Origin of the sequence: Nitrososphaera sp. (assembly GCF_036397675.1) — an archaeon.
GTDB lineage: Archaea > Thermoproteota > Nitrososphaeria > Nitrososphaerales > Nitrososphaeraceae > Nitrososphaera.
Window position 1 is genome coordinate 20,692 of the sequence record NZ_DASWIL010000037.1, and the last position, 21,990, is coordinate 42,681.

A 21,990-nucleotide genomic window follows, 5' to 3' on the forward strand; every position below is an offset into this window, starting at 1 on the left:
GTTATGCACGCTGACACTTAGTATAAGCCCTTTCTGTGTCCCCTGTCAAGTATTTGCCGTAGCTTGGCATGGTCGAGTAGCGAGAACGCGTCCTTGAGCGTGGTCCAAGTAAAGTCGGCGTGCTCCTCCGATATTCTCACTTCTTTTGTTGGCGTAGTGGCAAAGTAGAACCTCACCTCTTTTTCGGACCTTATGCCGTCGCCCTTGAAAAATGAATACGTTATCCTGCCAATGTACGACTGGATGTCAAGGTCGCTGATGCCAGTCTCCTCCCGCACCTCTCTGACCAGCGTCTGGATCTCCGTTTCGCCACGCTCCTTGTGCCCTTGGGCGAAGCCCCAGAATCCACGCCTGTTCCTGAGGAGCAGAAACTCTGCGGAGCGGCTGTCCGGCGACCTGTGCTTTATCACCGCGCCGACCGACTGTTCGTTGACCACTTTGTGTACAGGTAATCAAAAATGCGCGCTCAATAATAACGGTAACGCTTTAAACGTATTAATAACGACTTGGGGGCAGAAAATCCTAGTTGGGCCGGTCGTCTAGTCCGGTAGGATACGGCATTGGCATTGCTGAGGTCGTGGGTTCAAATCCCACCCGGTCCACTTGGGTTCTTTTTGGCCAAGCGTATGCTGAAGAGCGGGACCGGGTGGGTCAAGTGCCGAAGCCGCAAGAGCGGTCTAGACGCGCTAGGCCGGGTTTCGACGTTTCAAGCTGTCATAAACCTTCACTGCCCTGTGACCAGTCTCGCTTGCGTGACCTTCAAACTCCAAACGAGATTTGAACTTGCGACCGCATGCAACGCGTTCAAAGACCTGCATATCTGGCTGGCTATACCTGCATAGAAGCATCTTATATGCGACATAACGTGTTAGTACGTAGCTATCTAAGGCAAAGCCAGACGCCGGCCTGAAGTACTCACGTTTATACTTCACCTTTTTAGCAAGACCTCTTCCCTTATCTCAAACGCAACTTTTCCCCGGTAGAATATCCTGTACGCCCTGTATGGGACACCTTCCTTGTTCACGCCCATCCTAGTTATCCTGCGAAAGGTCTCCAGGCGGGCGGCAAAGATGGCGGTGCCAATCCCTGCATTTTTGTGCCTGATCTTTTCAACGACGGCAGGAGGCAGGTTCCTGCAGTAGACTTTGGAGAGTGCGCGGATGAGCGGTTCTCCGAACTCTGACATTAGGATCACTTCCCTTTTGATGACGCCTTTATTTTCAGACTGTCTTGTTACGTTCACGCGCACCGGCGAGCCTGTTAAAATACTGAGCACCTGCTCCACCGTGCCGGTCTCGGCAAGCAGCACCTTTTGCGCCGTGCTCAATACACATCTCTTTCTCTCCAACTCCTGCATCCTCTGCAGGACGTTTAAGCCAAAGTCCCTACTCACAGCAGCAACCTCGCCACCATAAAAGCCAGCGAGATCGCTATCGTTGAGAGGCTGAGTGTCTTCAGACGCTTTTCCAGGCTTGCAGTAGTAGCCCAGTCTCCATCGACCTTTTTCAGCTGCTTGTACGGCCTTGACATCCTTATTTCGGCAAAACTGGTAAGCGCCGCGGCTCCAGCGACTGCAAAGGGAAGCAGGCTTATGCTGTCTGTCTGTATCAAGTAGCCTGCCATGACAGGCAGCGCACCCCATGATATCGCGAACCAAAAGTCGTTGTGGAACCTGCCGCCCCAGATCTCAAAGTTGTAGGCGAGGAGGAAAAATCCTTCCAGGACGGCCGCTATTGCAAGCAGAGGCACGTAAAGCACGATGTAGTAAATGCCTACCGCGTATGCTGCTACAAGCGACAGTGCCAAGAGTGCAAGCATCTGTCTTTTTGTGAAATAGCTGCCCCATGGCTTGGCCTTCTTGGAGCCGATGGTGTCGGCCGCGTGCGCGCCGACGCCAAGCGCAAGGGCGTATATCAGAGCTATTGCGCCGACCCTGTCCCAGTGCACGTCGTCGACGAGCGTTGCACCGATAATTGCAAAGCAGACGCACATGCCTGTGTAGGGCAAGAACAACAGGCCCACGAACGCGCGGAATTTCGGCGGGCCAAAGCCGGGCACGAACCACTCGTTTATGCGCGTGCCGCTCATTGCTTGTACCCCCACGTAATGGCGGCCGTTCCGAGCGTGTGGTAGCTGACATTGATGTTTTTGAATCCGCGCTCTCTCATCGTCCCAGAAATGTTCTCGACCCAGCGTGACTTGCATATCACGTAGTCAAGCTCGGCAAAGACCGGCCTCCAAGATTTTGAAAACACACCCGCAAGCTGCAGGACCGCAAAGTAGGCGTTCCAGATGCCGCGCATCGCGCCCGTAGGACAGGCAAAGTCGTGGAACACGGCGACGCCCCGGGGCTGAAGAACGCGCCAGCATTCGCCCACCGCAAGGCGCGAGTCAACGTATTTGGCAAGATATGACGACACGACGGCGTCAAACGTTCCGTCTCTGAACGGCAGCACCTCAGCGGTCCCCTGGCATATGGGGTTCGTGTGCCCCCACGCCAGGTATTCAAACGTCATGTCAAGGCCGGTTACCGACGCGCCATTCGCTGCAACCATCGACGAGAGTATCCCCGTCCCGCATGCAAGGTCAAGGACAATGCCCCGCTTGCCTGCAATTTCGACGATCTTGCGCTTCCACGTCCTGTCCCGGCCAAGGGTCGCGAAAAGCGAGACCGAGTCGTAGCTTGGGGCAGTGCCGGAGGTAAAGAACCTTCTTGCGCTTGCGTAGCCTTCATGGGCATGCAATCCGGTACGTACGCGCAACTTGCTATTAAGAGCCGCAGTGACGACGACAAGTAATTAATGCCGTATCTGCCACTGTGTACAAGTGTACTTTGTAAACTGGCAGCGGCAGGTGTCGGTCGAAAAGCGCGGGGGCCAGAGGGTGGTGGTCAAGCGCAACAAACCCACCACCGCCTTTCATGAGTACATACTGCTTTCTACCTATACAATGATCTCGTTCTTGCTCGGCCATCCCTCGGCGCCACCTACCGCCGGCAGCATCGCAAAAAACGAGGGATGTGGGATGAGAGCCGCACTTGGCCGGCTCGGGATACCCACGCCCAGCCTTGTGTCGGTGTCAGAAGGCGAGCTGGTCGAAGAATACATCGAAGGGGGCGACTTGTACAGGGCGCTTACCTCTGGCGCTTCACCCGCGCTTGCGTCCAAAGCCGGCGCGCTCACCGGCAGGTTACACAACGCGGGCTATGCATTTACGGACAACAAGGCACAGAATTACCTTGTGCGCGGCGAGTCGCTTTTGCGCACGGACCTAGGGTTCATCCAGAAAAGTGGCTCTGTCTATGCAAGGAGCATGGACGTGGGCTCGTTCCTCGCAAGCGTGATGGATCTGACCACGTACTGCGACACAGAGAAGGCGTTCTTTGAAGGCTACCGCTCACAGGCAGGACGCAACTTTCCCTACCTGTCAATAGTCATACGCAACTTGCTGTCAGCCGGTTTTGCCTCCAACACAAGAATCACGCTGAAGAATATGGTGGTCGACACTGCAAAGCTGATAGCCGCCTAGATGGGCGGCAGCTCTGTCTTTTTGTCAAAGCCGCCAGAGCCGAACTTGCAGTAAAAGCACTGGTCGGACTGCATGTACGTAAGTTTTTGAATGACGATTGCCCCGAGTTTCAACGCCACCTTGGTCATGAAGCGGTACTTGAACGGCATTGAGGGGATGACCTCGTTAAAGTAGACGCTGTAGTGGTCCGGGCAGAACTTGAGCGTTATCTGGGCCTTCTGGCGCTGGTCTGAAGGCAGCTCCCTGTTTGCGTCGCTCAGGGTCTGGGCTACCTTCATCTGCTCCCTTATGTACTCGTGCTTGGGGCACGGACACTCCTTGCCACCCGGGTGCTTGTATGCCGGCGTGTTCTTCCAGTCAAAATCCGGGTAGTTCCGTTCAAAATCGTCCATCGCGTCATTGATGTTAGGACCCCATGCAATATAAAGATGTATGAAACAAGGTTATGTGTGCGTGGAATAACAAAAAATATATTTTGGGTTCATTAGAACCCGTAAGTGACACGGTTCACCCGAGAATGGTGATGGTGCAATCTCTACATTGAGCACAACAAAAAACAACATTTCAGTATCGAGTTCCGAAGACCCGAACCTGAAGACTCTTCTGGAGTTCAAAAAGGGCGTCCAGGACGAGCAAAAGGCTGGGGACAAGCGGATAGAGGAGATAAACAACAAGCTTGAAGCAGTCAAGAAGCAGATAGACGTGGAGAGGATGCAGTTGGACGAGATGCGCGCCAAATTAAAGAAGGTGAACGAGGAAAAAGACGTTGATTATCCCAAGTTCGTCGAGATGCGCAACAGCCTGATGGAGGCCAAGAACCAGATGAAGTCTCTGGACGATAAGGTAGGGGCCAAGTCCCGGAAGGAGAGAAGCGAGATGCACGGGCTGCAGAAGGCACTTGAGCAGATAGAGCGCGACATCCAGATAAAGAAGCTATCCAAGGACGAGGAGCGCAAGCTAGTCGCCCGCTCCAAGGAAATCGCCACGAAGCTTCATACGCTCAAGATTGCGCACAAGAAGGAGGGGCAGTACCGCGAGATATCGTCGCAGTATGACGACCTGAAGGGCAAGGTAAACAGGATCTTCAAGCTGAAGGAAGAGTACGGCAACAAGATAGGCAAGCTCAAGGCAAGCATCGAGGCGCTCGTCAACACCCGCGAAAGCCTATACGAGGAGCGCAGGCAGACCATCCATCAGGTCAGAGAAGCTGGCGCCAAGCTGGAGATGGTGGAAACACAGCTGAACGCCATTGCGTTCAAGAAATCCCGCATGGCCCATAACGAGGTCAGGCAAAAGAAGCAGAAGGAGGTGGATGAGCGCCGCGTCGCAAGGCAGGAGGCGATGCAGGAGCGCCAGAAGCGCGATAAGGAGTACCAGGAGCGCTGGAACGAGCTCAAGGAGGCCGCTCTGAAAAAGATGTCGTCGGGCGAAAAACTGACCTTTGATGAGATGAAGCTCATTTTCGGCGACGCCGGCCAAGAGTAAACGTTTTTGTGACCCGCAAGACAACGCCAAGCATATGTTCGAAGACAAGCTAGAGTACACTGGCAAGGTCTACTTGTACAGCAGCGGGATGCCGGAAGACCTAATTACACTTTCAAAGGAGAAACTGGCCGAGCGGGGTGTGAACGAAAGCGACATTGTCGTGTTGCTAGACCCTGTAGGCGTGCCTGAGGGCAGCATAATGGCGACCATCTGGCCGCACTACCTGTCGGTGGCAAGGGTCAAGCGGGTCCGGGAGGGCTCTATCTACGCGCCGCAGCTGTTCAACATCCAGTTTTGAAGCAAAGCATAAATCGTGTTTCTAGTCTTTGTGTTATGGATGCTGACCTTTTTCTGCAAGCGCGACAGGCATGGCGACTGTCCGGGCGAGTGGCCCGTCGGGGACGCGTGCGGACCCAACCACGACTGCTCGTTTGACATGAAGATGGTCAAGTGTTCGTGCGAGTGCCACGAAAAAAAGGGGAAAAAGTTGCGTTCTAGGCCGAGAAAGACCTGAGCATCCACGCCATCTTTTCGTGCTTTTCCATGAGACCTATCAAAAAGTCGTTGGTGCCCATGTCGTTGTGCTTGGCGGACTCTTCTGCGTCCACCCTGAGCGTCCTGATGACCGCCTCGTGGTCCGCAAGCAGGTTTGCAAGCATGGCCTGCGCCGACGGGTAGTCGCCGGGGCTCTCCTTCAGCCGGGCGTTCTTGACAAACTCTGCAAGCGTCGCAACCGACTTGTCACCTATTGCCCTCGTTCGCTCGGCGACCTCGTCTATGGTTGCGTCAAGTGCCTCGTACTGGGCCTGGAAGAACCTGTGCAGGTCGTTGAACTGCGGGCCGACTACGTTCCAGTGGTAATTCCTCGTCTTTGTGTAAAGCACATACTCGTCTGCAAGCAGTGCATTCAGTATCTGTACTACGCTTTTCCTGTCGCTGTCTTGGATTCCGATGTTCACCTTTTCCATTGCAACTATTATTAGGAACTATTCTGATATAAGGATTGTTATCTAAAGAGTATTGGAAGCAATAAATAACAGCTGCTCCAAGTTAATGCGTGCAACGGCTAGAGTCCGTGATAGACTTGCTTCGAAAAGAGGGTTTCAGGATTACGCCCCAGAGGGTAGCCATAGTAGACCATATCATGCACACCGACTCGCACCCTTCTGCCGAAGCACTGCACGCGGCGATCAGGAAAAAGCACCCGATGGTGAGCCTTGCCACCGTGTACAAGACACTTGAGCTCTTGAAGAAAAGGGGCATAGTACGCGAGCTCGACTTTCCCACGGGGGCCAGGTATGATTCTAACGTGGAGGAGCACGTCAACCTGGTGTGCTTGAGGTGCGGCAGGATAGACGACGTGGACGAGGCTTCGCTTGGAGAGCTCGAGTCAAAGGTCGCAAGGAATGCCAGGTACAGCATCCTGGGCGGCAGGTTCGAGTTGTATGGCTATTGCAGCCAGTGCCAGGGCAAGGCAAAGTAACCTTTAATTGCTCTTTGGAGACCAACTTGTCTGTCCGGCATGACAGATTTTTTCAGTTACCTTCTCCAGCTTGGGGGACTCGGCGAGTCAGGCGAGTTCGACCCTTCAAACCCACTGATGTACATCTACATAATCTCGCTTGCCACCATCCCGCTCTTCATGATGTACGGCCAGAGGATGCAGGGGAAAATAGTCCTTGGCGAGATTTCCAAGTCGCTCGTAAAACTGAAGGGCATGCGGGACAACGCGCGGCTTGCCACCATCGAGTACGTCAAGATATCCTTGCCGCAATCAACGGACCCCGCGGCAAAGATAGACAAATTCCTCGAATACTTCACGATAATGCCTGTCGACATCGACCCGAGTGGCCTCGTGCGCAAGCTGGGGCACGTCATGCGGACCAAGGACGAGCGCATGCGCCAGGAGGTGCGCAAGATATGTCCCGGCGTCAGCGACTATGAAGCTTCAAAGATAGAGAACATGCTCGAAGCGGCCTCGGCGCTCAACATGATCTACAAGGTGGTCAGGCACTTTTACCTGATGGGCAAGCGCACGACGAGCGTCTACGTCCTGGTGCAGCTGCAGATGGTGATGCCCATCCTGCTGGAAGAGGCCGACGCGCTGAAAAAAGCGATAGGTACGTTCCAGAAGGGTCAGCCCATAGGCGACGGAATAGGGCCGATGGTTGTTGGCAAGATGATGCTTGGCAGGGAGAAAAAATACGCCGCCAAGGAGACGGTGTACGCGCAAGGCGAACATAAAGGGAGGACACTTTACTTCCTCAAGGCCGAGGGCCCGGCAGGGACGGTCGGGAGGCCCGGCGAGGCGATACAGCGGCTGGCAGGCGACCTTGGCATAAAACTTGACGCAATAATCATGATTGACGCCGCGCTAAAGCTGGAAGGCGAGCGCACGGGCGACGTGGCAGAGGGCATCGGCGCGGCGATAGGTGGCATCGGTGTCGAAAAGTACCAGATCGAAGAGGTGGCCACGGATTACGACATCCCAGTTTACGCGGTAATAGTCAAGCAGTCCATCCTTGACGCGATAACGGTCATGCGAAAAGAGATTGCAGACTCGTTTGACAAGGTCACTGAAACCGTGCACGCTGTGATAGAGGACAAGACCCGGGAGGGCCAGTCGGTGATGGTGATAGGCGTCGGCAACACGATGGGGGTGGCGCAGTGATGTTCTGGAGCAAAAAGCCCGAGCCCAAGCCCACGATATACGCGGAAGAGACATGCAGCTCCTGCGGCGAGCGGGCGCGCCGGCCCTTTGAGGAACGCGACCACGTCTACGAGCATGGTGGCTCTTGCAAGAAATGCAACTCTTCGACGATGATAACGGCGGTGTACGGCGAGTACCCGCCCGAAAAAACCTAGAACGTTATGATGGTTGATCCGCCGTCCGCAGGGATGAGCGTATGCTCTGCCTGCACAACTGTCTTTTCCCTGCCTTCGACAAGTATGGGATAGGAGTGGACGTTCTTTTTCTTTACCAGTACGTCGATCAGCCTGCGCAGCCTCGGCTCCTCGTACGCGTTAGTGAGCCATCGGAGCGCAAATGGGAGCGACCTGTAGCGGTTCCAAATAACTGTCAGCAGTTCGTCCGCGTCTTTGTCCTTACTTGGCTTTCTTGAAGTGATGCCGAAGATGTTCTTCACCTTACCCTCGTGCACGACGCCCGAGCCGTCCTTCGTGGTGGCAAAAGGTTCTATAGCGTAGGCCTCGCCTGTCTGCAGCGAGAACGACGAGCCGATGGTCCATATGTTTGGTATCGACTTGCCTGCATGGATCGTATACTGTTGGAGCGAGTGGCCGCTCAGGTTCTGTATAGGACGGTAGCCCATCCTGCCGATTATCGTTTCGATGACCTTGCCGATGTCAGACGCCTTTGTCCCCGTCCTTGCTATGCGAACCGCCTCTGCAAGCGCAGCTTCTGCTGCCTTTACCATCTGGTCATGGCGGGGGTCGTAACAGACGGTCACGGCGGTGTCGGCGATGTAGCCGTCAACGTGCACGCCGATGTCTATCTTTAACACGTCGCCTTCCTTGACGAGCGTCTCGTCGCCCGGCTCTGCCGTATAGTGCGCCGCTATCTCGTTCAGGCTTGCGTTTACCGGGAACGCCGGCTGGGCCTCCATGCTCCTTATCTGGGCCTCTGCCGCCTCACAGACCTCAAGAAGCGTCGAGCCCACGTGGTATTTCCTCCGGGCGTCCTCTCTCACCTGCGACGCTATCTTCCCTGCCTTGAGATAGCTCTCGATGCTCATTCCCCAACAACTTATGGGGGTTGATATATAGAGCTTAGCCGGCGAATCCGTCCGCGCCATAGATGCCAACCAGGGTCGACAGTTCCAAAGTCGTTATGGCCAGCTGATCGTCTTCTTCCCAAAAGTCGAACTGGGGCGACATGAGGTATCCATTGGTCTTCTCATTGTGCGACAACCCGAGGGCGTGCCCGATTTCGTGGACTGCCGAGTTGCGGAACGCGAAATTGGGAATGTCTATGTCCGTCGAGCCGTCGCCGTGGAGCACCTTTGGCGACAGGTACACACTCGCCTCGTCGGATATGCCGCCGGCAAAACGGGTGGCCGTGTAGGCTCCCTTCTGCTCTGGGTAGGCTGGAAAGTCCCGGTAGGTGTCGTAGATGTAGACCTTGACGTCGCACCCTGCCATCATGTCCTCGGCCGGCGTGTACCGGGCGCTAATGTTCCATCCTTGCACGTTGACCGTATATTCCTTGAGCGCGTTGCGCCAGTCCTGCACAGCGAGCTTGGCCCAGACGTAATATTTGTTCGACACACCTTCTTCTTTGAATATGCAAGTCTGCAGGTTCTCCCTGTCCCATTTGTAGCCTGCGACCGGGACTGACGACTCGTCAAAGTCCGTCTGATCTTCGTAGTATGTGGCAGCGTATGCCGGAGCGAATACTTGGAAAATGAAAAGCACTGCTGCAGGCGCTATTCTCAGCACCAGTATTCTTGTCCGTGCACTGTTTTTATCCTTTAGGCAAAGCTCTTGTCGCCCTTGTCAAGCGTGGTGATGTTTATCGACTGCTCAACTGAAGAGACAAAGATTACTCCGTCGCCCTGTTAGCCGGTCCTCGAGGCTCGACTATGGCCTAGACGATCTTGTCAGCTAGTCATCAGACACGAGTATCTCGAACTTGATCTTGGGCAGCAGGTCCTAGGCCACCGGCTGGCCTCTTCACTGGAGGTGGAGTTCGCGCCGCTTGCTCCATCCTGACACGTTGGAGATGGTCATGCCACCTATGCCATGTTGCCTCAGCCTCTCCTTGACGACGGGCATCTTTTCAGGGCGCATGATTGCCTCGAGCTTTTTCATTCTGACGCCCTTTGCTAGAACAATCTTAAATTCTTTATTATTATCCACACTTGCAATTTTTATGATAAATGGCTTGGATTGGCATGCTTTTTAAGCGTCCGATTTGAGAGAAGGGCATTGGCAAAGTTTGTACTTGACACGAGCATAATAATCGACGGCGAGATAACAAAGATGCTTGACGCCGGCAAGATGGAGGAAGGGAGCGAGCTAATAATCCCGCTCGCTGTGCTCGACGAGCTGCAGTCACAGGCGTCCACCAACAAGGAGCACGGGTTTGTCGGGCTTGCAGAGATAAAGAAAATGCGCGAGCTGTGCTCAAAGAGGAACATCATGCTGCGCTTTGTGGGCCAGCGGCCGGACATCAACGACATCAGGCTTGCCAAGCACGGCAGGATTGACGCCATCATCAAGGATGTGGCGATGCAGGAATCCGCGACGCTGATGACCGCAGATTACGTTCAGGCGCTGGTCGCAGAGGCACAGGGGATAAAATCGCAGCACTTCAGGGCGCCCACGAAGACAACGGACCTTGCGTTTGAGAGATATTTCGACGAAACTACAATGAGCGTCCACCTGAAGGAAAACGTCGTCCCGATGGCGAAGAGGGGCAAGCCCGGCAGCTTTTCCTTGGTGCGCATAGGAGATGACAAAAGCACGTACGGCGAGCTCACTAAGATAATCAAGGAAGTCTCGGAGGCGAGCAGGGTCCCTGGCGCCGGCACCGTCGAGATAAGCAGGAGCGGCGCGACTGTCATACAGTTTGGCAAGTATAGGATTGCGATCACGCGTCCACCGTTTTCAGACGGGCTTGAAATCACGATAGTGAGGCCGACTGTCAGGCTTGTGCTTTCAGACTACAATGCAAGCGAGAAGCTGATGGAGAGGCTGTCTGGCAAGGCAGAGGGCATCATCATAGCCGGGCCTCCGGGCTCGGGCAAGAGCACGTTTGCAAGCAGCCTTGCCGAATTTTACGCGGACAAGGGCAAAATCGTGAAAACATTCGAGTCGCCCCGCGACCTGCAGGTGCCCGAGGAAGTCACGCAGTACGCTCCGCTTGAAGGGAGTTTCGAGAAAGCCGTGGACATACTGCTCCTGGTCAGGCCCGACTACACCATATACGACGAGGTGCGCCGGGCGCAGGACTTTAACGTGTTTGCGGACATGCGCCTTGCCGGCGTGGGGATGGTCGGGGTGTTACACGCGTCGAGCCCGCTTGACGCCGTCCAGCGCTTCATGGGAAAAGTCGAACTGGGCATGATCCCACACATACTTGACACCATCATCTTTGTCAAGGACGGCGCAATAAACAAGGTCTACGAGCTGGCGCTCACTGTTAAAGTTCCAACAGGGATGACCGAGGCCGACCTTGCAAGGCCGCTTGTGGAGGTCAAGGACTTTGAGTCCGGCGCCGTTGAATATGAAATCTACACCTACGGTGAGGAAAACGTCGTAGTCCCGGTGTCAAAGGTAAAAGGAACGGCGGGCGAGTCCGGGATAAAGAAACTTGCCCAGTCCAAGATAATGGACGTGGTTAGGCGCTTTGACCCTGGGGCGGAGGTGAATATCCTCTCTGAGAGCCGCGTGCAGGTCAAGGTGAGCAAGGAGGCTGCGCCGAAGATAATCGGCAAGGGCGGTTCAACGATAAACGAGCTTGAGGAGATGCTGGGCGTAAAGATAGATGTCGAGGCTAAAATACCAACGCTTGGTAAGGAGATCCCCTTTGAGGCAAGCGAGTCCGGCTCTTCGATAACGCTCTTAGTGGACGAGGGGGTAATAGGCAGGACGGTTGACCTCTACATCGAAGACGAATACGTCCTGTCGAGCCAGGTGGGCAAGAAGGCGCGCGTCAAGATAGACAAGCGCTCAGATGCAGGCAAGCAGATATTCAACGCCATAGTGTCGGGGCAGGAAATGCGGATGTTCTTGAGCAAGCGCTAGCGCGCAAGCCGCTGGCTCTTGGTCAGTTTGATGAATTCTTCCAGCTTTTTCAAAGTCTCCGGGTGTAGGTAGTGCTCTATCCCTTCTGCGTCACGGTTTGCAGTTTCGATATCCACGCCTATCATGACAAGGAACTCTGTCAAGATGCCGTGCCTTTCGTGCATGCTCTTGGCTATGGCGGTTCCGGTGTCGGTGAGCGTTATCCCCCGGTACTTTTCATAATTAACATGGCCGCTCTCGTTCAGCCGCTGCAGCATCTTTGTGACGCTTGGCGAGCTTACATTGAGGTAGTTTGAAATGTCAACGGTGGTGGCGTAGCCTTTCAGCTGTATGAGTTCGTAAATCACTTCAAGATAGTCTTCCATGCGAGTTGTCCTGGAGGCCTTTTCCGCGTTGTGCGCGTCGCGGATTGAATCGAGCCTGCTTTCGTCCAGTTTCTTTCTAGCCAATGCGGCCCTGCATGGGAGACATGCCTGACAGCAATAAATATTAACAGTCTTTTAACCATACCTGCAATAAAACTTTCGAAATCTCGTTGCGCGTGCTAAAATATAGCCATGGTTCCATTTATTTCAGCTCGCGGTTAAGAATAAATCCAAAATCCAATCCTGATCAGTAACTTACGTGGGAAATACATATCCCAGCCTGGGGTCGCGTTCCGCTGGTAATCAACATATTACAATAGTCGAAGTTTGTATTAAGATTGTATGTGAAAGTATTCCGGTACAAGATTGCAGGTGACCGCAAGTCGTGTCTTCCCCCTCACTCTTCTCGGGGTTTTCGCGCAGGAACTTGTGTTCAGGACTAATATGCGGATATTCGCTATTGGATCCGCGGATAGTTACAAAATCGCTAGCACTGTTATCCCATCCCATGGTCGACAAAATGGCTAATTTTGTTGTGGGTTAAATCTGCATACGAATACGGGGACAAATGGATATCAAAGACTATTTACAGTAACATTAAAAGACATGGATTCAGTATAGGATACATTGGCAAGAATGGGCGCTAATGTGGAGTTGCTTAGGAAATGGGGCCCTTCAGATTTGGGTGCCAAGGACCTCTATGAGGAATTAATGAAACTGAGGGAGTCTTGACCAATGGGCAACCATCATACTGTATACAGTTCACGCCTCCAAGTCATAATGTTACAAATCTATCACGGAAACGATAAGGTCCTTAGCGTATTGCACGAACAAGACACAGAGTCAGTGCACGAGAGTGCTTCCCATATGGATCTTCTCATATGTCCAGTTTGTAAAGAGACCATTAAAGGCTCTTGATTTTCAGCATATCATCGTCTTAATGTAGTAGGAGTGACATATTCCCACATAGTAATAGCCTCGCAATTATTAGAGCCGCCAGACATTCAGCCACAATCGACCTATATCCTCTGTTGTTTTTGAGCCTTTGATTACTGCTTTCAAATTCCAATACCGCTACAAAATCCTACTTTTGTTGAAGGCGAGGTAGATCAGTGATCGAGCGTTCGTATGGGAATGACGAAAATGAAGATGAGTGGAGCAGTTCAAAAAAATGTTGGTTTTTGTTGAAGATGCGAAAAGAGCATTTAATGGTGTGGGACTCCAAACACAATGAATGTGGCGGCGAGAACAGCTAGCTATATTAACATTGCAAAAAGTCTTTGTAGTTGCTTGAAACTCGTCATAACTATCGATGAACTGCACTCGTTGATTGAGAAAAAGGACAAAAACCTGCTGATAGTCGACGCAAGGTTGTTTGCCGATTACGCGAAAGCCCACGTGCCTGGGGCAGTAAACATGGACCTGATGCAGTTTCACTGGATAGACACTTCAAAGGAGGGCATAAGGCAGTTCAACAAGCAGACAAAGGCGCTGCTGTCAAACATCGGCGTGTCAAGGAACAAATTTGTCGTTTTCTACGATGGCGTGTCGGGGCCTTCCGCTGCAAGGGGCGTGTGGCTGTTGCTTTACTTTTCGCACAGCAAAGTGACGATGCTTGACGGCGGCCTTGAGGGCTGGAAGGCAAAGTACAAAACGGAAACAAAGACAAACGCGTTCTCGCACGCCGAGTTTAGGGGCAGGCCAGACCCGAAAATTCTGGCCGGCTATACGACGATCAAGTCTGCGATGAAAAAGAACAAGGCAGTCATAGTGGACGCGCGCTCAAAGGAAGAGTATGACGGGATGGCGGTAAGGGCCGCCCATGCAGGCCACATACCAAGTGCAATCAACATGGATTGGAATGACAACATCTGGGGATCGCAGTTCAAGGAGGCGAGGGAGCTTGAAAGGATGTATTCGAAAATCCCAAAGGACGCCGAGGTTATCACATACTGCCAGGGCGGATACCGCGCTGCAAACAGCTTTGTCGTCCTCAAGATGCTAGGCTACGAGACCGTCAAGATGTACCTTGGCTCATGGGGCGAGTGGGGCAACAGGCCCGACCTGCCGGTCAGTAAATGATGTCAGAACTTGCACCGAGCAGTTTCCTGTCTTGCAGGAAATAGCATTCCTTTATCCTTTTCTTTCTTGCAATAGTCAGCGCAAGGTGCTGCACGAAAAACGTCGCATAAAGCATTGAACAAATCCCATCGTATTTTCCGCAGTCAACATACAGAGTCTTCAAGCCCGCACGCTTTAGCCGGTGCGAAATCTTGGCGTCGTCCTTTACGCCAAGTATGATCACCTGGTCATCCCTGTGCCCAAAGAGTGGAGCGTGGCAGAAATCCTCAAGAGAGTATGCCACTGCCCTTGAGCCAAACACCTCGCAGAATTTGAGAACGCCGTAAATGGCGGTAGGATATAACATCGAGTCGCCAAGCATTACCACGCTTTTTGTCCTGATATCGCATGCAAGGTTGGCTGCTCTTATGGCCGCCGTCCTGTAGATCAATTTCATGTCTGCATGGCAGGTGGCATTTGCTGCGATTCGAGCGCAGACAAGTAGGCTTGCGGTGAAGCCGATGGTTCCTGACGTCTTGCCGGCGCTCTTGAACTCTAGCGCAAAGGTGCTGTCGCAGGCAGCCGCAAGCGGACTTGCAACATCGGCGGTCACTGCTATGGTGCTCGCGCCGGCCCTACGCGCAGACTCGGCGGCAAGCACGTTTGCACTCGTCCTTCCAGATATCGACACAAAATATACACTGCAGCCGTTGGCGATGGAAGGGTCAGCGATGATGTCTGCCGGATGACAACATAAAGCGTAGCCGGAAGAAAGGTAGTACGCGGCAAGGGCCGCCGCGTACGAGTCGCCCGAGCCGGCAAGGATGATCCTGCCCCTGGCAGGTTCAGGCATGGGCATAGTCTGCAGGTCGACAAACTGGCGCTTCACGTCCTGCTCCATCGCGTCTATGGAGTTCAATGCCTTGATAACAAGATGGAAAGATAATAAAATTTACTTCTTGCCGCCCTGGCCCTCTATCACTATCATGGTGAGCGTCGAGCGCACCTTGTCTATCTTTCTCAAGTGCCACGTGATAGTCTCCCTGAGCTTTTCCATGCTGTCCGAGCTGACCCTAGCGATGATGTCGTACACGCCGTAGACGCCATTGACTTCCACGGTTCCGGGCATCTTTTTCAGCTGGCTGATTATTTCGTCCTCTGAACCTAGGTCGCAGTTGATGAGTACGTATGCGGTTGGCATAGACGCGTTTAACGAAAGCGTGCTATTAAACCGATCGGGCTCGCTCCCCTTTAACTGTTGACGAATCGGTATATTGTATATCGCCTCCAAATCCATTACATATTCTTCACTCGACCTGCGTCGCGTTGATATTTAGAATGAATCTGTTGCTTTGCAGATCAATAGAATTTTGCCCGTCCGGATTAAAGGATCGGAGTTCTATTAGGCGTTTATCCGATCGCGTCAGAACTTCTCCTTCGATCTCTTTTGCGCCTTTAGATAGTCTACAAAGTAGTAGAGGTATGCGCGCTCGTTTACCTTTAGCACCCATGGAATGTACGACTCGTTCTTGCTACTCTTCTCAAAGATCTCAAAGCCCGAGTCCTCGACCAGCCTGCGGAAAGACTGGCCGTCGTAGACTTTTTTCGGTGGAGGGTCACGGTTAAAGTCGTAGGGGTCTGCGATTATGGTGCTTGCGTGGGGCTTTAGCAGCCAGTGTATCGATGCAAGCAGCTTTTCTGCATCAACAAGCTCGAGCAGGTTGATGGCAAGCACCAAGTTGAACTTGTTTGGGTGGAACGGCGCGGCAAGCGAGTCGGCCACGCAGAACTCGACGTTGCCGTGCTTTTGTTCCATCATTTTCTTGCGCGCTTCTCTGATGAACGAAAACGACAGGTCGATGCCCATTGCAAAGGCGTACTTTTGTGCCAGAAGAAGGGTGCTGTAGCCCATCGAGCAGGCCATGTCAAGTGCGACGCCGTCCATATCCTGGTTTATGGCGTGTACCACTCGGTTATAGACTTCGTTTGGGCGCAGGTGCCATCTCATGTGCTTAAGGAACCTGTCTTCCTCCGTGTGCTCATACTGGGTCCACCTGTACGGCACGAACCAACTGCCGCCCTCCTCGTACCTGTCGTTCTTGGTGTCCTGCGTTAGCTTGGATCCGCTCTCTTTCAGGAACTCCTTCATCTCTTTCGTGGTGCTATCAAGGATCCATCTGCCGTACGTCTGAGATCGGCCTGCAGCATAAGAGGAGAAGTCCTTAACCACGATGGCCACGCCCTGTATTATGGGGTAACGCGCGCCGCAGTCGGGACACTTTAGGAACCCCTCTGTGCACTCGTTCTCGCTCGCGCCAGCCGCCAGCGCCTGCAGTTCAAGCCGGATCTGCTTGTCGCTGTGCTGCAGGCATACTAAGTGGTGCGCGAACTGGACCTTCACAGACCCCTGTCTGGGCCGGCCACATATATAGCCTAGATCAGTCCGTTCTGGTGCAGCCTGTCAAGCAGAGGCATCAAGAATTCCTTGACTTCTTTTTCTCCAAGCGTTATCCTGCCTGCCATGCCTATCGCTATTGAAAGCATGTTCCTGTCTTCCCTTGCAGTGTAGATAGCCGTTCCGAACACGGAGAATTCCTTTCCGTTTTTGGCGACCCACTCTCTCCATGTTTTTGACCTTGCAAGGTTTGCCTCAAGCGACCGTATCGCGTACTCGATGTCCACACCCTTCTCGTGGTCAAGAAGGTCGAGCTTGGCCATCGGGACTAGGAGCGTTCCTTCACGCACGTCCTCATGCCTCTTGTTCATCAGCTCGATTATCTGGTCTTCCTTTTCCTCCGGCGCGATGCTGCCGTAGTGTGGAAAAAAGTAGCCTGCAAGGCCACCGTTGCCGTCGTAGACCTTGTAGTAGGTGTAATCGTACTCGACCTTCCATTTGATCTTGTTAAGCAACCTGACTTTTTGCCCGTGAGGAGTATTTGTAGGCTCCCGTTGACTTAAATTAGCCCTGCGCCCTTTTTCTTTGCATGTCTGAAGCACCAAGCTCACCAGCGCCGCAACCAAGCACAAGCGAAGCACAGAACACCGCCCCCCCGAGGCCTGAAAGAAGGGACGGGCCACACGACACTATCTACATCGGCAAAAAGCCGCTCATGGCGTACGTGACTTCAACCCTCATCCAGCTGGCAAACCAGCCGATCGTCACCATCAAGGCCAGGGGCCTGAGCATAGGCAGGGCGGTTGACGTCTCGCAGATAACCGTCAAGAGGATGGAGTCCGCCGGCTACAAGATAGGTGATGTGAGGATAGGCTCAGAGACAGTCAAGTCCGAGGACGGAAGGACGCGCAACGTCTCGACCATCGAGATCGAGATCAAGAAAACCTGAGCCTTCACTTCTCCGCTTTTTCACTTATTATATGGCCGCATTCAATGTTTAGCATAAATGGCTACTGCGGCCATCTACCTTGCACACCTGAATCCTGTCACAAAGGCGCACGAGGAGATAATATCGACGCTTTTACGCGATTACAAAGTCTACGTTTTCCCGGTGCGCTTTGTGCAGGACGGCAATGAAGTAAACACCAAGAGCTTTCCGTTTTCGTTTGAACTGCGCAAGCAGATGGTTGAGTCAGTCTTTGGCGACAAAGTCAAGGTGCTCACAGGCTACACCTTCTACGCACCATACGGAAAGTACATGCCGCCGCTTTTGTCGTCCAAGTCGTGGGAGCTTCGAAACCGGATAGTGTCCCATGTCGAGGAAAGCGACTTTGTCAGCTACACCGGCGACAAGGCCGAACGCCTGATGCTCAAGGCCTACCGCCTGAACCCGGTAAAGGCCGACAGGCTGGACATCTCTGCATCGTCTATAAAGGAGATGCTATACGCGGAGGCGTTTGGCCAAATAGGTCAGGACGGGTGGCGCAGCATGGTCCCACAACCTGTGGTGAAATTAATAGAGGCAAACTGGGATGTCGTCGAGAAGTATGCGAAATCGAAAGACGCGACTACGCGCGTCATGGGCATGAAGTTCCCCAAGCAGGGCTACAAGTGACACTTTTAAAGCCGGGCGCAAATCCCTGTCCTACATGAAGGACAAGGGCGGGGAGTACATCTGGTTTGACGGCAAGTTCGTCAGGTGGGAGGACGCCAAGATCCCGGTATTCACCCACGCCATGCACTACGGCACGGCGGTCTTTGAGGGGATACGCGGCTATTCCTCCCGGGACAACGTCTACGTCTTCCGCCTGAAGGAGCACATGGAGAGGCTCCGCCTCTCTGCCAGCGTGTATTCAATCACGCTGAACCATTCTGTAAAGGAGCTGTGCGACGCGACCGTCGCGCTCTTGAAAAAGAACGGCATGAAACAGTCAGTTTACATACGCCCGCTCACCTTCGTTGGGCTTCACGGCATAGACCTCAACGTCACGGAAAAGTCGCCGACGCACACGGTGATAATCGCATTCCCGTTTGAAAAGTACTTCAAGCGCGAGGGCATCAGCGCGTGTGTGTCCTCGTGGAGGCGCATCAGCGACCAGTCGACGCCCCCGCTTGCCAAGGCGGCAGGCAACTATTTGAATTCCATACTTGCGACGCAGGAGAGTCACCGCAACGGCTACGACGAGTCAATAATGCTTGACACTTCCGGAAACGTGAGCGAGGCCTCAGGCGAGAACATTTTCGTTGTCAGGAACAAAAAGATCTACACGCCGTTTTTCGCCGACTCGGCACTTGAAGGCATAACCCGAGAGTCCGCCATGACAATTGCAAGGAGCATGGGCTACGAGGTGGTGGAACGCCCAATCCCTAGGGCCGAGCTGTACATGGCCGACGAGATATTCCTGACCGGGACCGCGGCAGAGATTGTGCCCGTTACAAGCGTCGACGGTCACGCCATCGGGAGCGGCAAGGAGGGGTACGTGTCAAGAAGCGTGCGCGAGGCCTACGCCAGGATAGTGACCGGCGGCGTCAAGGAGTACATGGGCTGGTTAACGCCCGTATGGTAGCTAAAATAGCGGTAATCGGCGTAGGCGGATGGGGCAAGAACCACGCCCGCGTCCTTTCAGAACTTGGCGCGCTCACAGCCGTGTGCGACTCTGACGCCGCAAGGGCAAAGGACGTCTCTACCAAGCATGGTGCTAAGTCATACAGGTCGGTAGATGACATGCTTGCACAAGAGCGCCTTGACGGGTGCCTCGTTTGTACACCTATCAATACACATCATCCGATCGCAAAGAAGGTCATCGAGCATGGCATACACGCATTCGTAGAAAAGCCACTTGCCCTTTCGTCGAAAGAATGTGAAGATATCTCACAATCTGCCCAGAAGAAACGAGTTATTCTAACTGTGGGCTATATTGAACGATTCAATCCTGCAGTTAGAGAAACACAGAAGCTACTAGTGGAAAAGAAGTACGGGGAGCTTGTAATGATGGAATTTCATCGGGAAAGGAGAATACCTATCCAACTACGAGATGTTGGCATAATTTCTGATACCTCTGTTCACGATATCGACACTGCAATGTTATTGTTCAATGCGAAACCTAATGTCGTCTTCGCAAGAGCCGGTAAACTCATGCACGAATATGAGGACCATGCTACAATCTTGCTTGGTTTTGAAAGGCAAAGATCTGCGGTTATTGTAACCAACTGGATAACTTCTAAAAAGGTGTGCACGTTCAGCGCCGTGTGCACCGAAGGCATAATCTCCGGCGACTTTATCACGCAGGAAACATGGATCGACCACGCAGGTGAAAAGATTATGCAAAAGCGGCCATTCGAGGAGCCGCTTACAGTTGAGCTCCAGAACTTTATTTCTGCAATAGAGGGCAAGGCAAGTACCCTTGTCAGTGCACAGGATGCCACAAACGTGACCAAGGTCGCAGAGGCAGCACTTTTATCAAGCGAGACAGGCTCTCCAATATACCTGGATCTGAAATGAAGCGCCTAATGCTTGACATACTTGCATGCCCCCTCGACAAGTACTACCCGCTGGAATTATTCGAGTTGCAGTCCAAAGACGAAATAGAGGAAGGCGTGCTTTACTGCGAGGAATGCGGCCGGTACTACCCCATAATCGACGGGATACCGGTCATGCTGCCAGACGAGCTCCGCGAAAGGCAGCGCGACGTCGCCTTTCTGACAAGGTGGGAGAAAAAACTGCCTGACAAGGTTTTAAGGCAGGGCAACCCTTGGCATCTCTGACCCGATGGCCAGATACAAACCCCCAAAAGGCGTCAATAATTATGTCGACAAAAAGGCGCGGGTGGGCAAAAACGTCAAGGTGTGGCACTTTGCCTACGTGGGCGCAAACACGGTCATAGGAGACAATGTCAAGATAGGATCACTTGCGCACGTCGACTATGGCGTCAAGATAGGGAGCAACACCAAGATAGAGGGCTGCGCCTACATACCGCCGCTGACAATGATAGGCGGCAATGTTTTCATCGGACCCTCTGTCTCGTTCGGAAACGACCCGTACCCGATGAGCCACAAGCTGGTCGGCACAGTCGTGGAGGACGGGGCCGTGATAGGCGCGCGCGCAGTAATCGCGCCAGGCGTCAGGATAGGCAAAAACAGCGTGGTGGCGATGGGCTCTGTAGTCACAAGGGACGTGCCGCCAAACGTGGTGGTCATGGGAGTCCCCGCAAAGGTGACCTATAACCGGAACGAATACGACAGGAAAAAGAAAGCATGGGAGTCCTAGCGCACCTGCGGGTTGACAAGGAAGTACGGGTCGGGCCTCCTGCCTGCAAGCGCGTCCAGAACGCAATTGACGGCGACTTCTGCCATCCTATGCCTTGTCTGTCGCGAGGCGCTCCCGATGTGTGGAAGAAGCACCACGTTTTTCATCCTTGTAAGAGGGCTCGAAGGCGGGAGCGGCTCTTTTTCAAACACGTCAAGGCCTGCGCCGGCTATCTCGCCTTTTTTGAGCGCGATGACAAGGTCGCGCTCGTTTACGATGGCGCCCCTTGCGGTGTTTATGAGAAATGCCGTGGACCTCATCCTGCACAGTTTTTCCCTGTCAATCAGGTGGCGGCTGCCGCCGTTCATTGACGCGTGTATCGAAACAAAGTCGCTCCGCGCCAAGAGGTCGTCAAGACCGACGTACTCTGCAAGCTCCTGCTCTTTCTTGTTCCTGCTGTAGTACAACACCTTCATCCTAAACCCCTTTGCGCGGCGGGCAACAGCAGATCCTATCCTTCCAAGGCCGATTATGCCAAGCGTCGCGCCGTGCACTTGCTGACCCAGGAGCAAGTCAGGTGTCCAGCCGACTTGCCATTTTCCCTGCCTTACCATCCTGTCACCTTGAACGATGTTGCGGGCGCACGCGAGTATGAGCGCAAACGTGAGGTCTGCGGTTGCCTCGGCCAGTATGTCCGCGGTGTAGGTGACGTATATGCCCCGCTTCGTCGCCTCTGCGACGTCAATGTGTTCAAAGCCGGTACTGTACGAGCTGATTATCTTTAATGCCGGCCCCGCCGCGTCAATGACTTCTCTGTCTATCCGGTCTGAAAGCATGCATAGGATGGCGTCCTTGCCGGCGGCGTTTTTCAAGAGCTCGCTCTTGGAAGGCGGCGCAGGTTTGTTGTGAAGAGTGACCTTGCACTTTTCTGCAAGAGCTTCGAGCGCCGGCCCCGGCAGGTTCCTTGTCACGTATACGCTCTTCACAGAGGCAGGTCACACGAGCGGCGTTATGAATTTTTAGAGAAAGGAAGGGTAGCCCGGCCCAGATTCGAACTGGGGTCAAGGGCTCCAAAGGCCCCTATGCTTGGCCGCTACATTCGGCGGAAAAACTTTTCCTCCACCGGGCTTCCGGGCGTAACT

At 53.5% G+C, this 21,990-nt stretch carries 30 protein-coding genes and 2 tRNA genes; 16 read left to right on the top strand and 16 right to left on the bottom strand.

Annotation, left to right across the window (positions count from 1 at the left end):
• Positions 1-17: 17 nt before the first annotated feature.
• Positions 18-437: a bis(5'-nucleosyl)-tetraphosphatase gene (locus VGA14_RS08375; RefSeq protein ID WP_331003302.1), complete on the bottom strand. Its 420-nt coding sequence runs from the start codon at positions 435-437 to the stop codon at positions 18-20.
• A gap of 91 nt (positions 438-528) precedes the next feature.
• Here VGA14_RS08375 and VGA14_RS08380 point away from each other — a divergent pair.
• Positions 529-602: transfer RNA gene (locus VGA14_RS08380), tRNA-Ala, on the top strand.
• 326 nt (positions 603-928) lie between these two features.
• On the opposite strand, the gene VGA14_RS08385 is transcribed toward VGA14_RS08380, so the two are convergent.
• From VGA14_RS08385 to VGA14_RS08395, 3 genes are read right to left on the bottom strand one after another with little or no spacing between them, the layout of a single operon-like run.
• Entirely contained in the window at positions 929-1,393 is a 465-nt protein-coding gene (locus tag VGA14_RS08385; RefSeq protein WP_331003303.1) for a hypothetical protein, read from the bottom strand.
• Positions 1,390-2,088, bottom strand: coding sequence for a hypothetical protein (locus VGA14_RS08390; protein WP_331003304.1), 699 nt, complete (start codon positions 2,086-2,088; stop codon positions 1,390-1,392). The genes VGA14_RS08385 and VGA14_RS08390 overlap by 4 nt, the downstream gene beginning before the upstream one ends.
• Positions 2,085-2,744, bottom strand: a complete 660-nt coding sequence (locus tag VGA14_RS08395) for a methyltransferase domain-containing protein (RefSeq protein WP_331003305.1) — start codon at positions 2,742-2,744, stop codon at positions 2,085-2,087. Before VGA14_RS08395 ends, VGA14_RS08390 begins: the two co-directional genes overlap by 4 nt.
• A gap of 82 nt (positions 2,745-2,826) precedes the next feature.
• On the opposite strand from VGA14_RS08395, the gene VGA14_RS08400 reads away from it, so the two are divergent.
• A complete protein-coding gene (locus VGA14_RS08400; RefSeq protein ID WP_331003306.1) occupies positions 2,827-3,528 on the top strand; it encodes a hypothetical protein in 702 nt (233 codons plus the stop codon).
• On the opposite strand, the gene VGA14_RS08405 is transcribed toward VGA14_RS08400, so the two are convergent.
• Complete coding sequence (locus tag VGA14_RS08405) at positions 3,525-3,920, bottom strand: hypothetical protein (RefSeq protein WP_331003307.1); 396 nt, start codon at positions 3,918-3,920, stop codon at positions 3,525-3,527. The two genes, VGA14_RS08400 and VGA14_RS08405, sit on opposite strands and share 4 nt — an antisense overlap.
• Before the next feature lie 148 nt (positions 3,921-4,068).
• On the opposite strand from VGA14_RS08405, the gene VGA14_RS08410 reads away from it, so the two are divergent.
• The 3 genes from VGA14_RS08410 to VGA14_RS08420 are packed head-to-tail and all read left to right on the top strand — an operon-like array spanning position 4,069 to position 5,527.
• Entirely contained in the window at positions 4,069-5,013 is a 945-nt protein-coding gene (locus VGA14_RS08410; protein WP_331003308.1) for a hypothetical protein, read from the top strand.
• 34 nt (positions 5,014-5,047) lie between these two features.
• Positions 5,048-5,311, top strand: a complete 264-nt coding sequence (locus VGA14_RS08415) for a hypothetical protein (protein ID WP_331003309.1) — start codon at positions 5,048-5,050, stop codon at positions 5,309-5,311.
• Positions 5,312-5,350: 39 nt separating this feature from the next.
• Positions 5,351-5,527, top strand: coding sequence for a hypothetical protein (locus VGA14_RS08420; protein ID WP_331003310.1), 177 nt, complete (start codon positions 5,351-5,353; stop codon positions 5,525-5,527).
• On the opposite strand, the gene VGA14_RS08425 is transcribed toward VGA14_RS08420, so the two are convergent.
• Positions 5,508-5,981 (bottom strand): DNA starvation/stationary phase protection protein, encoded by a 474-nt coding sequence (locus VGA14_RS08425; RefSeq protein ID WP_331003311.1) that lies wholly within the window; start codon positions 5,979-5,981, stop codon positions 5,508-5,510. The genes VGA14_RS08420 and VGA14_RS08425 overlap by 20 nt on opposite strands.
• A gap of 89 nt (positions 5,982-6,070) precedes the next feature.
• Between VGA14_RS08425 and VGA14_RS08430 the strand changes: the two genes are divergently transcribed.
• The 3 genes from VGA14_RS08430 to VGA14_RS08440 are packed head-to-tail and all read left to right on the top strand — an operon-like array spanning position 6,071 to position 7,878.
• On the top strand, positions 6,071-6,496 hold the full coding sequence (locus VGA14_RS08430; RefSeq protein ID WP_331003312.1) for a transcriptional repressor: 426 nt from the start codon (positions 6,071-6,073) through the stop codon (positions 6,494-6,496).
• Positions 6,497-6,535: 39 nt separating this feature from the next.
• Entirely contained in the window at positions 6,536-7,684 is a 1,149-nt protein-coding gene (locus VGA14_RS08435) for a DUF1512 domain-containing protein (RefSeq protein WP_331003313.1), read from the top strand.
• On the top strand, positions 7,684-7,878 hold the full coding sequence (locus VGA14_RS08440) for a hypothetical protein (RefSeq protein ID WP_331003314.1): 195 nt from the start codon (positions 7,684-7,686) through the stop codon (positions 7,876-7,878). Before VGA14_RS08435 ends, VGA14_RS08440 begins: the two co-directional genes overlap by 1 nt.
• Here VGA14_RS08440 and map read toward each other — a convergent pair.
• The 3 genes from map to VGA14_RS08455 form a co-directional block, all read right to left on the bottom strand.
• Positions 7,875-8,768: a type II methionyl aminopeptidase gene (map, locus tag VGA14_RS08445; protein ID WP_331003315.1), complete on the bottom strand. Its 894-nt coding sequence runs from the start codon at positions 8,766-8,768 to the stop codon at positions 7,875-7,877. The two genes, VGA14_RS08440 and map, sit on opposite strands and share 4 nt — an antisense overlap.
• A gap of 34 nt (positions 8,769-8,802) precedes the next feature.
• Positions 8,803-9,471, bottom strand: coding sequence for a matrixin family metalloprotease (locus tag VGA14_RS08450; protein ID WP_331003316.1), 669 nt, complete (start codon positions 9,469-9,471; stop codon positions 8,803-8,805).
• Positions 9,472-9,705: 234 nt separating this feature from the next.
• Positions 9,706-9,843 (bottom strand): P-II family nitrogen regulator, encoded by a 138-nt coding sequence (locus VGA14_RS08455; protein ID WP_331003317.1) that lies wholly within the window; start codon positions 9,841-9,843, stop codon positions 9,706-9,708.
• A gap of 117 nt (positions 9,844-9,960) precedes the next feature.
• On the opposite strand from VGA14_RS08455, the gene VGA14_RS08460 reads away from it, so the two are divergent.
• Entirely contained in the window at positions 9,961-11,781 is a 1,821-nt protein-coding gene (locus VGA14_RS08460) for a PINc/VapC family ATPase (RefSeq protein WP_331003318.1), read from the top strand.
• On the opposite strand, the gene mntR is transcribed toward VGA14_RS08460, so the two are convergent.
• Entirely contained in the window at positions 11,778-12,230 is a 453-nt protein-coding gene (gene mntR, locus VGA14_RS08465; RefSeq protein WP_331003319.1) for a transcriptional regulator MntR, read from the bottom strand. The two genes, VGA14_RS08460 and mntR, sit on opposite strands and share 4 nt — an antisense overlap.
• A 1,206-nt stretch (positions 12,231-13,436) precedes the next feature.
• Between mntR and VGA14_RS08470 the strand changes: the two genes are divergently transcribed.
• Entirely contained in the window at positions 13,437-14,228 is a 792-nt protein-coding gene (locus VGA14_RS08470; protein ID WP_331003320.1) for a sulfurtransferase, read from the top strand.
• Here VGA14_RS08470 and VGA14_RS08475 read toward each other — a convergent pair.
• From VGA14_RS08475 to VGA14_RS08490, 4 genes are all read right to left on the bottom strand, one after another.
• Positions 14,218-15,126 carry an SIS domain-containing protein gene (locus VGA14_RS08475; RefSeq protein WP_331003321.1) on the bottom strand — a complete coding sequence of 303 codons (909 nt, stop codon included), beginning with the start codon at positions 15,124-15,126 and terminating at the stop codon, positions 14,218-14,220. The genes VGA14_RS08470 and VGA14_RS08475 overlap by 11 nt on opposite strands.
• 33 nt (positions 15,127-15,159) lie before the next feature.
• Positions 15,160-15,408, bottom strand: a complete 249-nt coding sequence (locus tag VGA14_RS08480) for an Lrp/AsnC ligand binding domain-containing protein (RefSeq protein ID WP_331003322.1) — start codon at positions 15,406-15,408, stop codon at positions 15,160-15,162.
• Positions 15,409-15,630: 222 nt separating this feature from the next.
• Positions 15,631-16,608, bottom strand: a complete 978-nt coding sequence (locus VGA14_RS08485) for a class I SAM-dependent methyltransferase (RefSeq protein ID WP_331003323.1) — start codon at positions 16,606-16,608, stop codon at positions 15,631-15,633.
• 32 nt (positions 16,609-16,640) lie between these two features.
• Entirely contained in the window at positions 16,641-17,117 is a 477-nt protein-coding gene (locus VGA14_RS08490; protein WP_331003324.1) for a hypothetical protein, read from the bottom strand.
• Between the two features lie 176 nt (positions 17,118-17,293).
• Between VGA14_RS08490 and VGA14_RS08495 the strand changes: the two genes are divergently transcribed.
• From VGA14_RS08495 to VGA14_RS08520, 6 genes are read left to right on the top strand one after another with little or no spacing between them, the layout of a single operon-like run.
• Positions 17,294-17,551 (top strand): DNA-binding protein, encoded by a 258-nt coding sequence (locus tag VGA14_RS08495; RefSeq protein WP_349257158.1) that lies wholly within the window; start codon positions 17,294-17,296, stop codon positions 17,549-17,551.
• Between the two features lie 57 nt (positions 17,552-17,608).
• Positions 17,609-18,217, top strand: a complete 609-nt coding sequence (locus tag VGA14_RS08500; protein WP_331003326.1) for a hypothetical protein — start codon at positions 17,609-17,611, stop codon at positions 18,215-18,217.
• Positions 18,218-18,251: 34 nt separating this feature from the next.
• The gene (locus VGA14_RS08505) at positions 18,252-19,169 is read left to right on the top strand and encodes a branched-chain amino acid transaminase (protein ID WP_331003327.1); all 918 of its coding nucleotides are present in this window, start codon (positions 18,252-18,254) and stop codon (positions 19,167-19,169) included.
• The gene (locus VGA14_RS08510) at positions 19,163-20,104 is read left to right on the top strand and encodes a Gfo/Idh/MocA family oxidoreductase (protein ID WP_331003328.1); all 942 of its coding nucleotides are present in this window, start codon (positions 19,163-19,165) and stop codon (positions 20,102-20,104) included. The genes VGA14_RS08505 and VGA14_RS08510 overlap by 7 nt, the downstream gene beginning before the upstream one ends.
• The gene (locus tag VGA14_RS08515) at positions 20,101-20,367 is read left to right on the top strand and encodes a Trm112 family protein (protein WP_331003329.1); all 267 of its coding nucleotides are present in this window, start codon (positions 20,101-20,103) and stop codon (positions 20,365-20,367) included. The genes VGA14_RS08510 and VGA14_RS08515 overlap by 4 nt, the downstream gene beginning before the upstream one ends.
• Positions 20,368-20,371: 4 nt before the next feature.
• The gene (locus VGA14_RS08520; RefSeq protein WP_331003330.1) at positions 20,372-20,869 is read left to right on the top strand and encodes an acyltransferase; all 498 of its coding nucleotides are present in this window, start codon (positions 20,372-20,374) and stop codon (positions 20,867-20,869) included.
• Here the strand turns inward: VGA14_RS08520 and VGA14_RS08525 are convergent.
• Together VGA14_RS08525 and VGA14_RS08530 are read right to left on the bottom strand one after the other, a co-directional pair.
• Complete coding sequence (locus VGA14_RS08525) at positions 20,866-21,834, bottom strand: D-glycerate dehydrogenase (RefSeq protein WP_331003331.1); 969 nt, start codon at positions 21,832-21,834, stop codon at positions 20,866-20,868. The genes VGA14_RS08520 and VGA14_RS08525 overlap by 4 nt on opposite strands.
• 49 nt (positions 21,835-21,883) lie before the next feature.
• Positions 21,884-21,977 (bottom strand) — tRNA-Gln (locus VGA14_RS08530).
• Positions 21,978-21,990 lie beyond the last annotated feature (13 nt).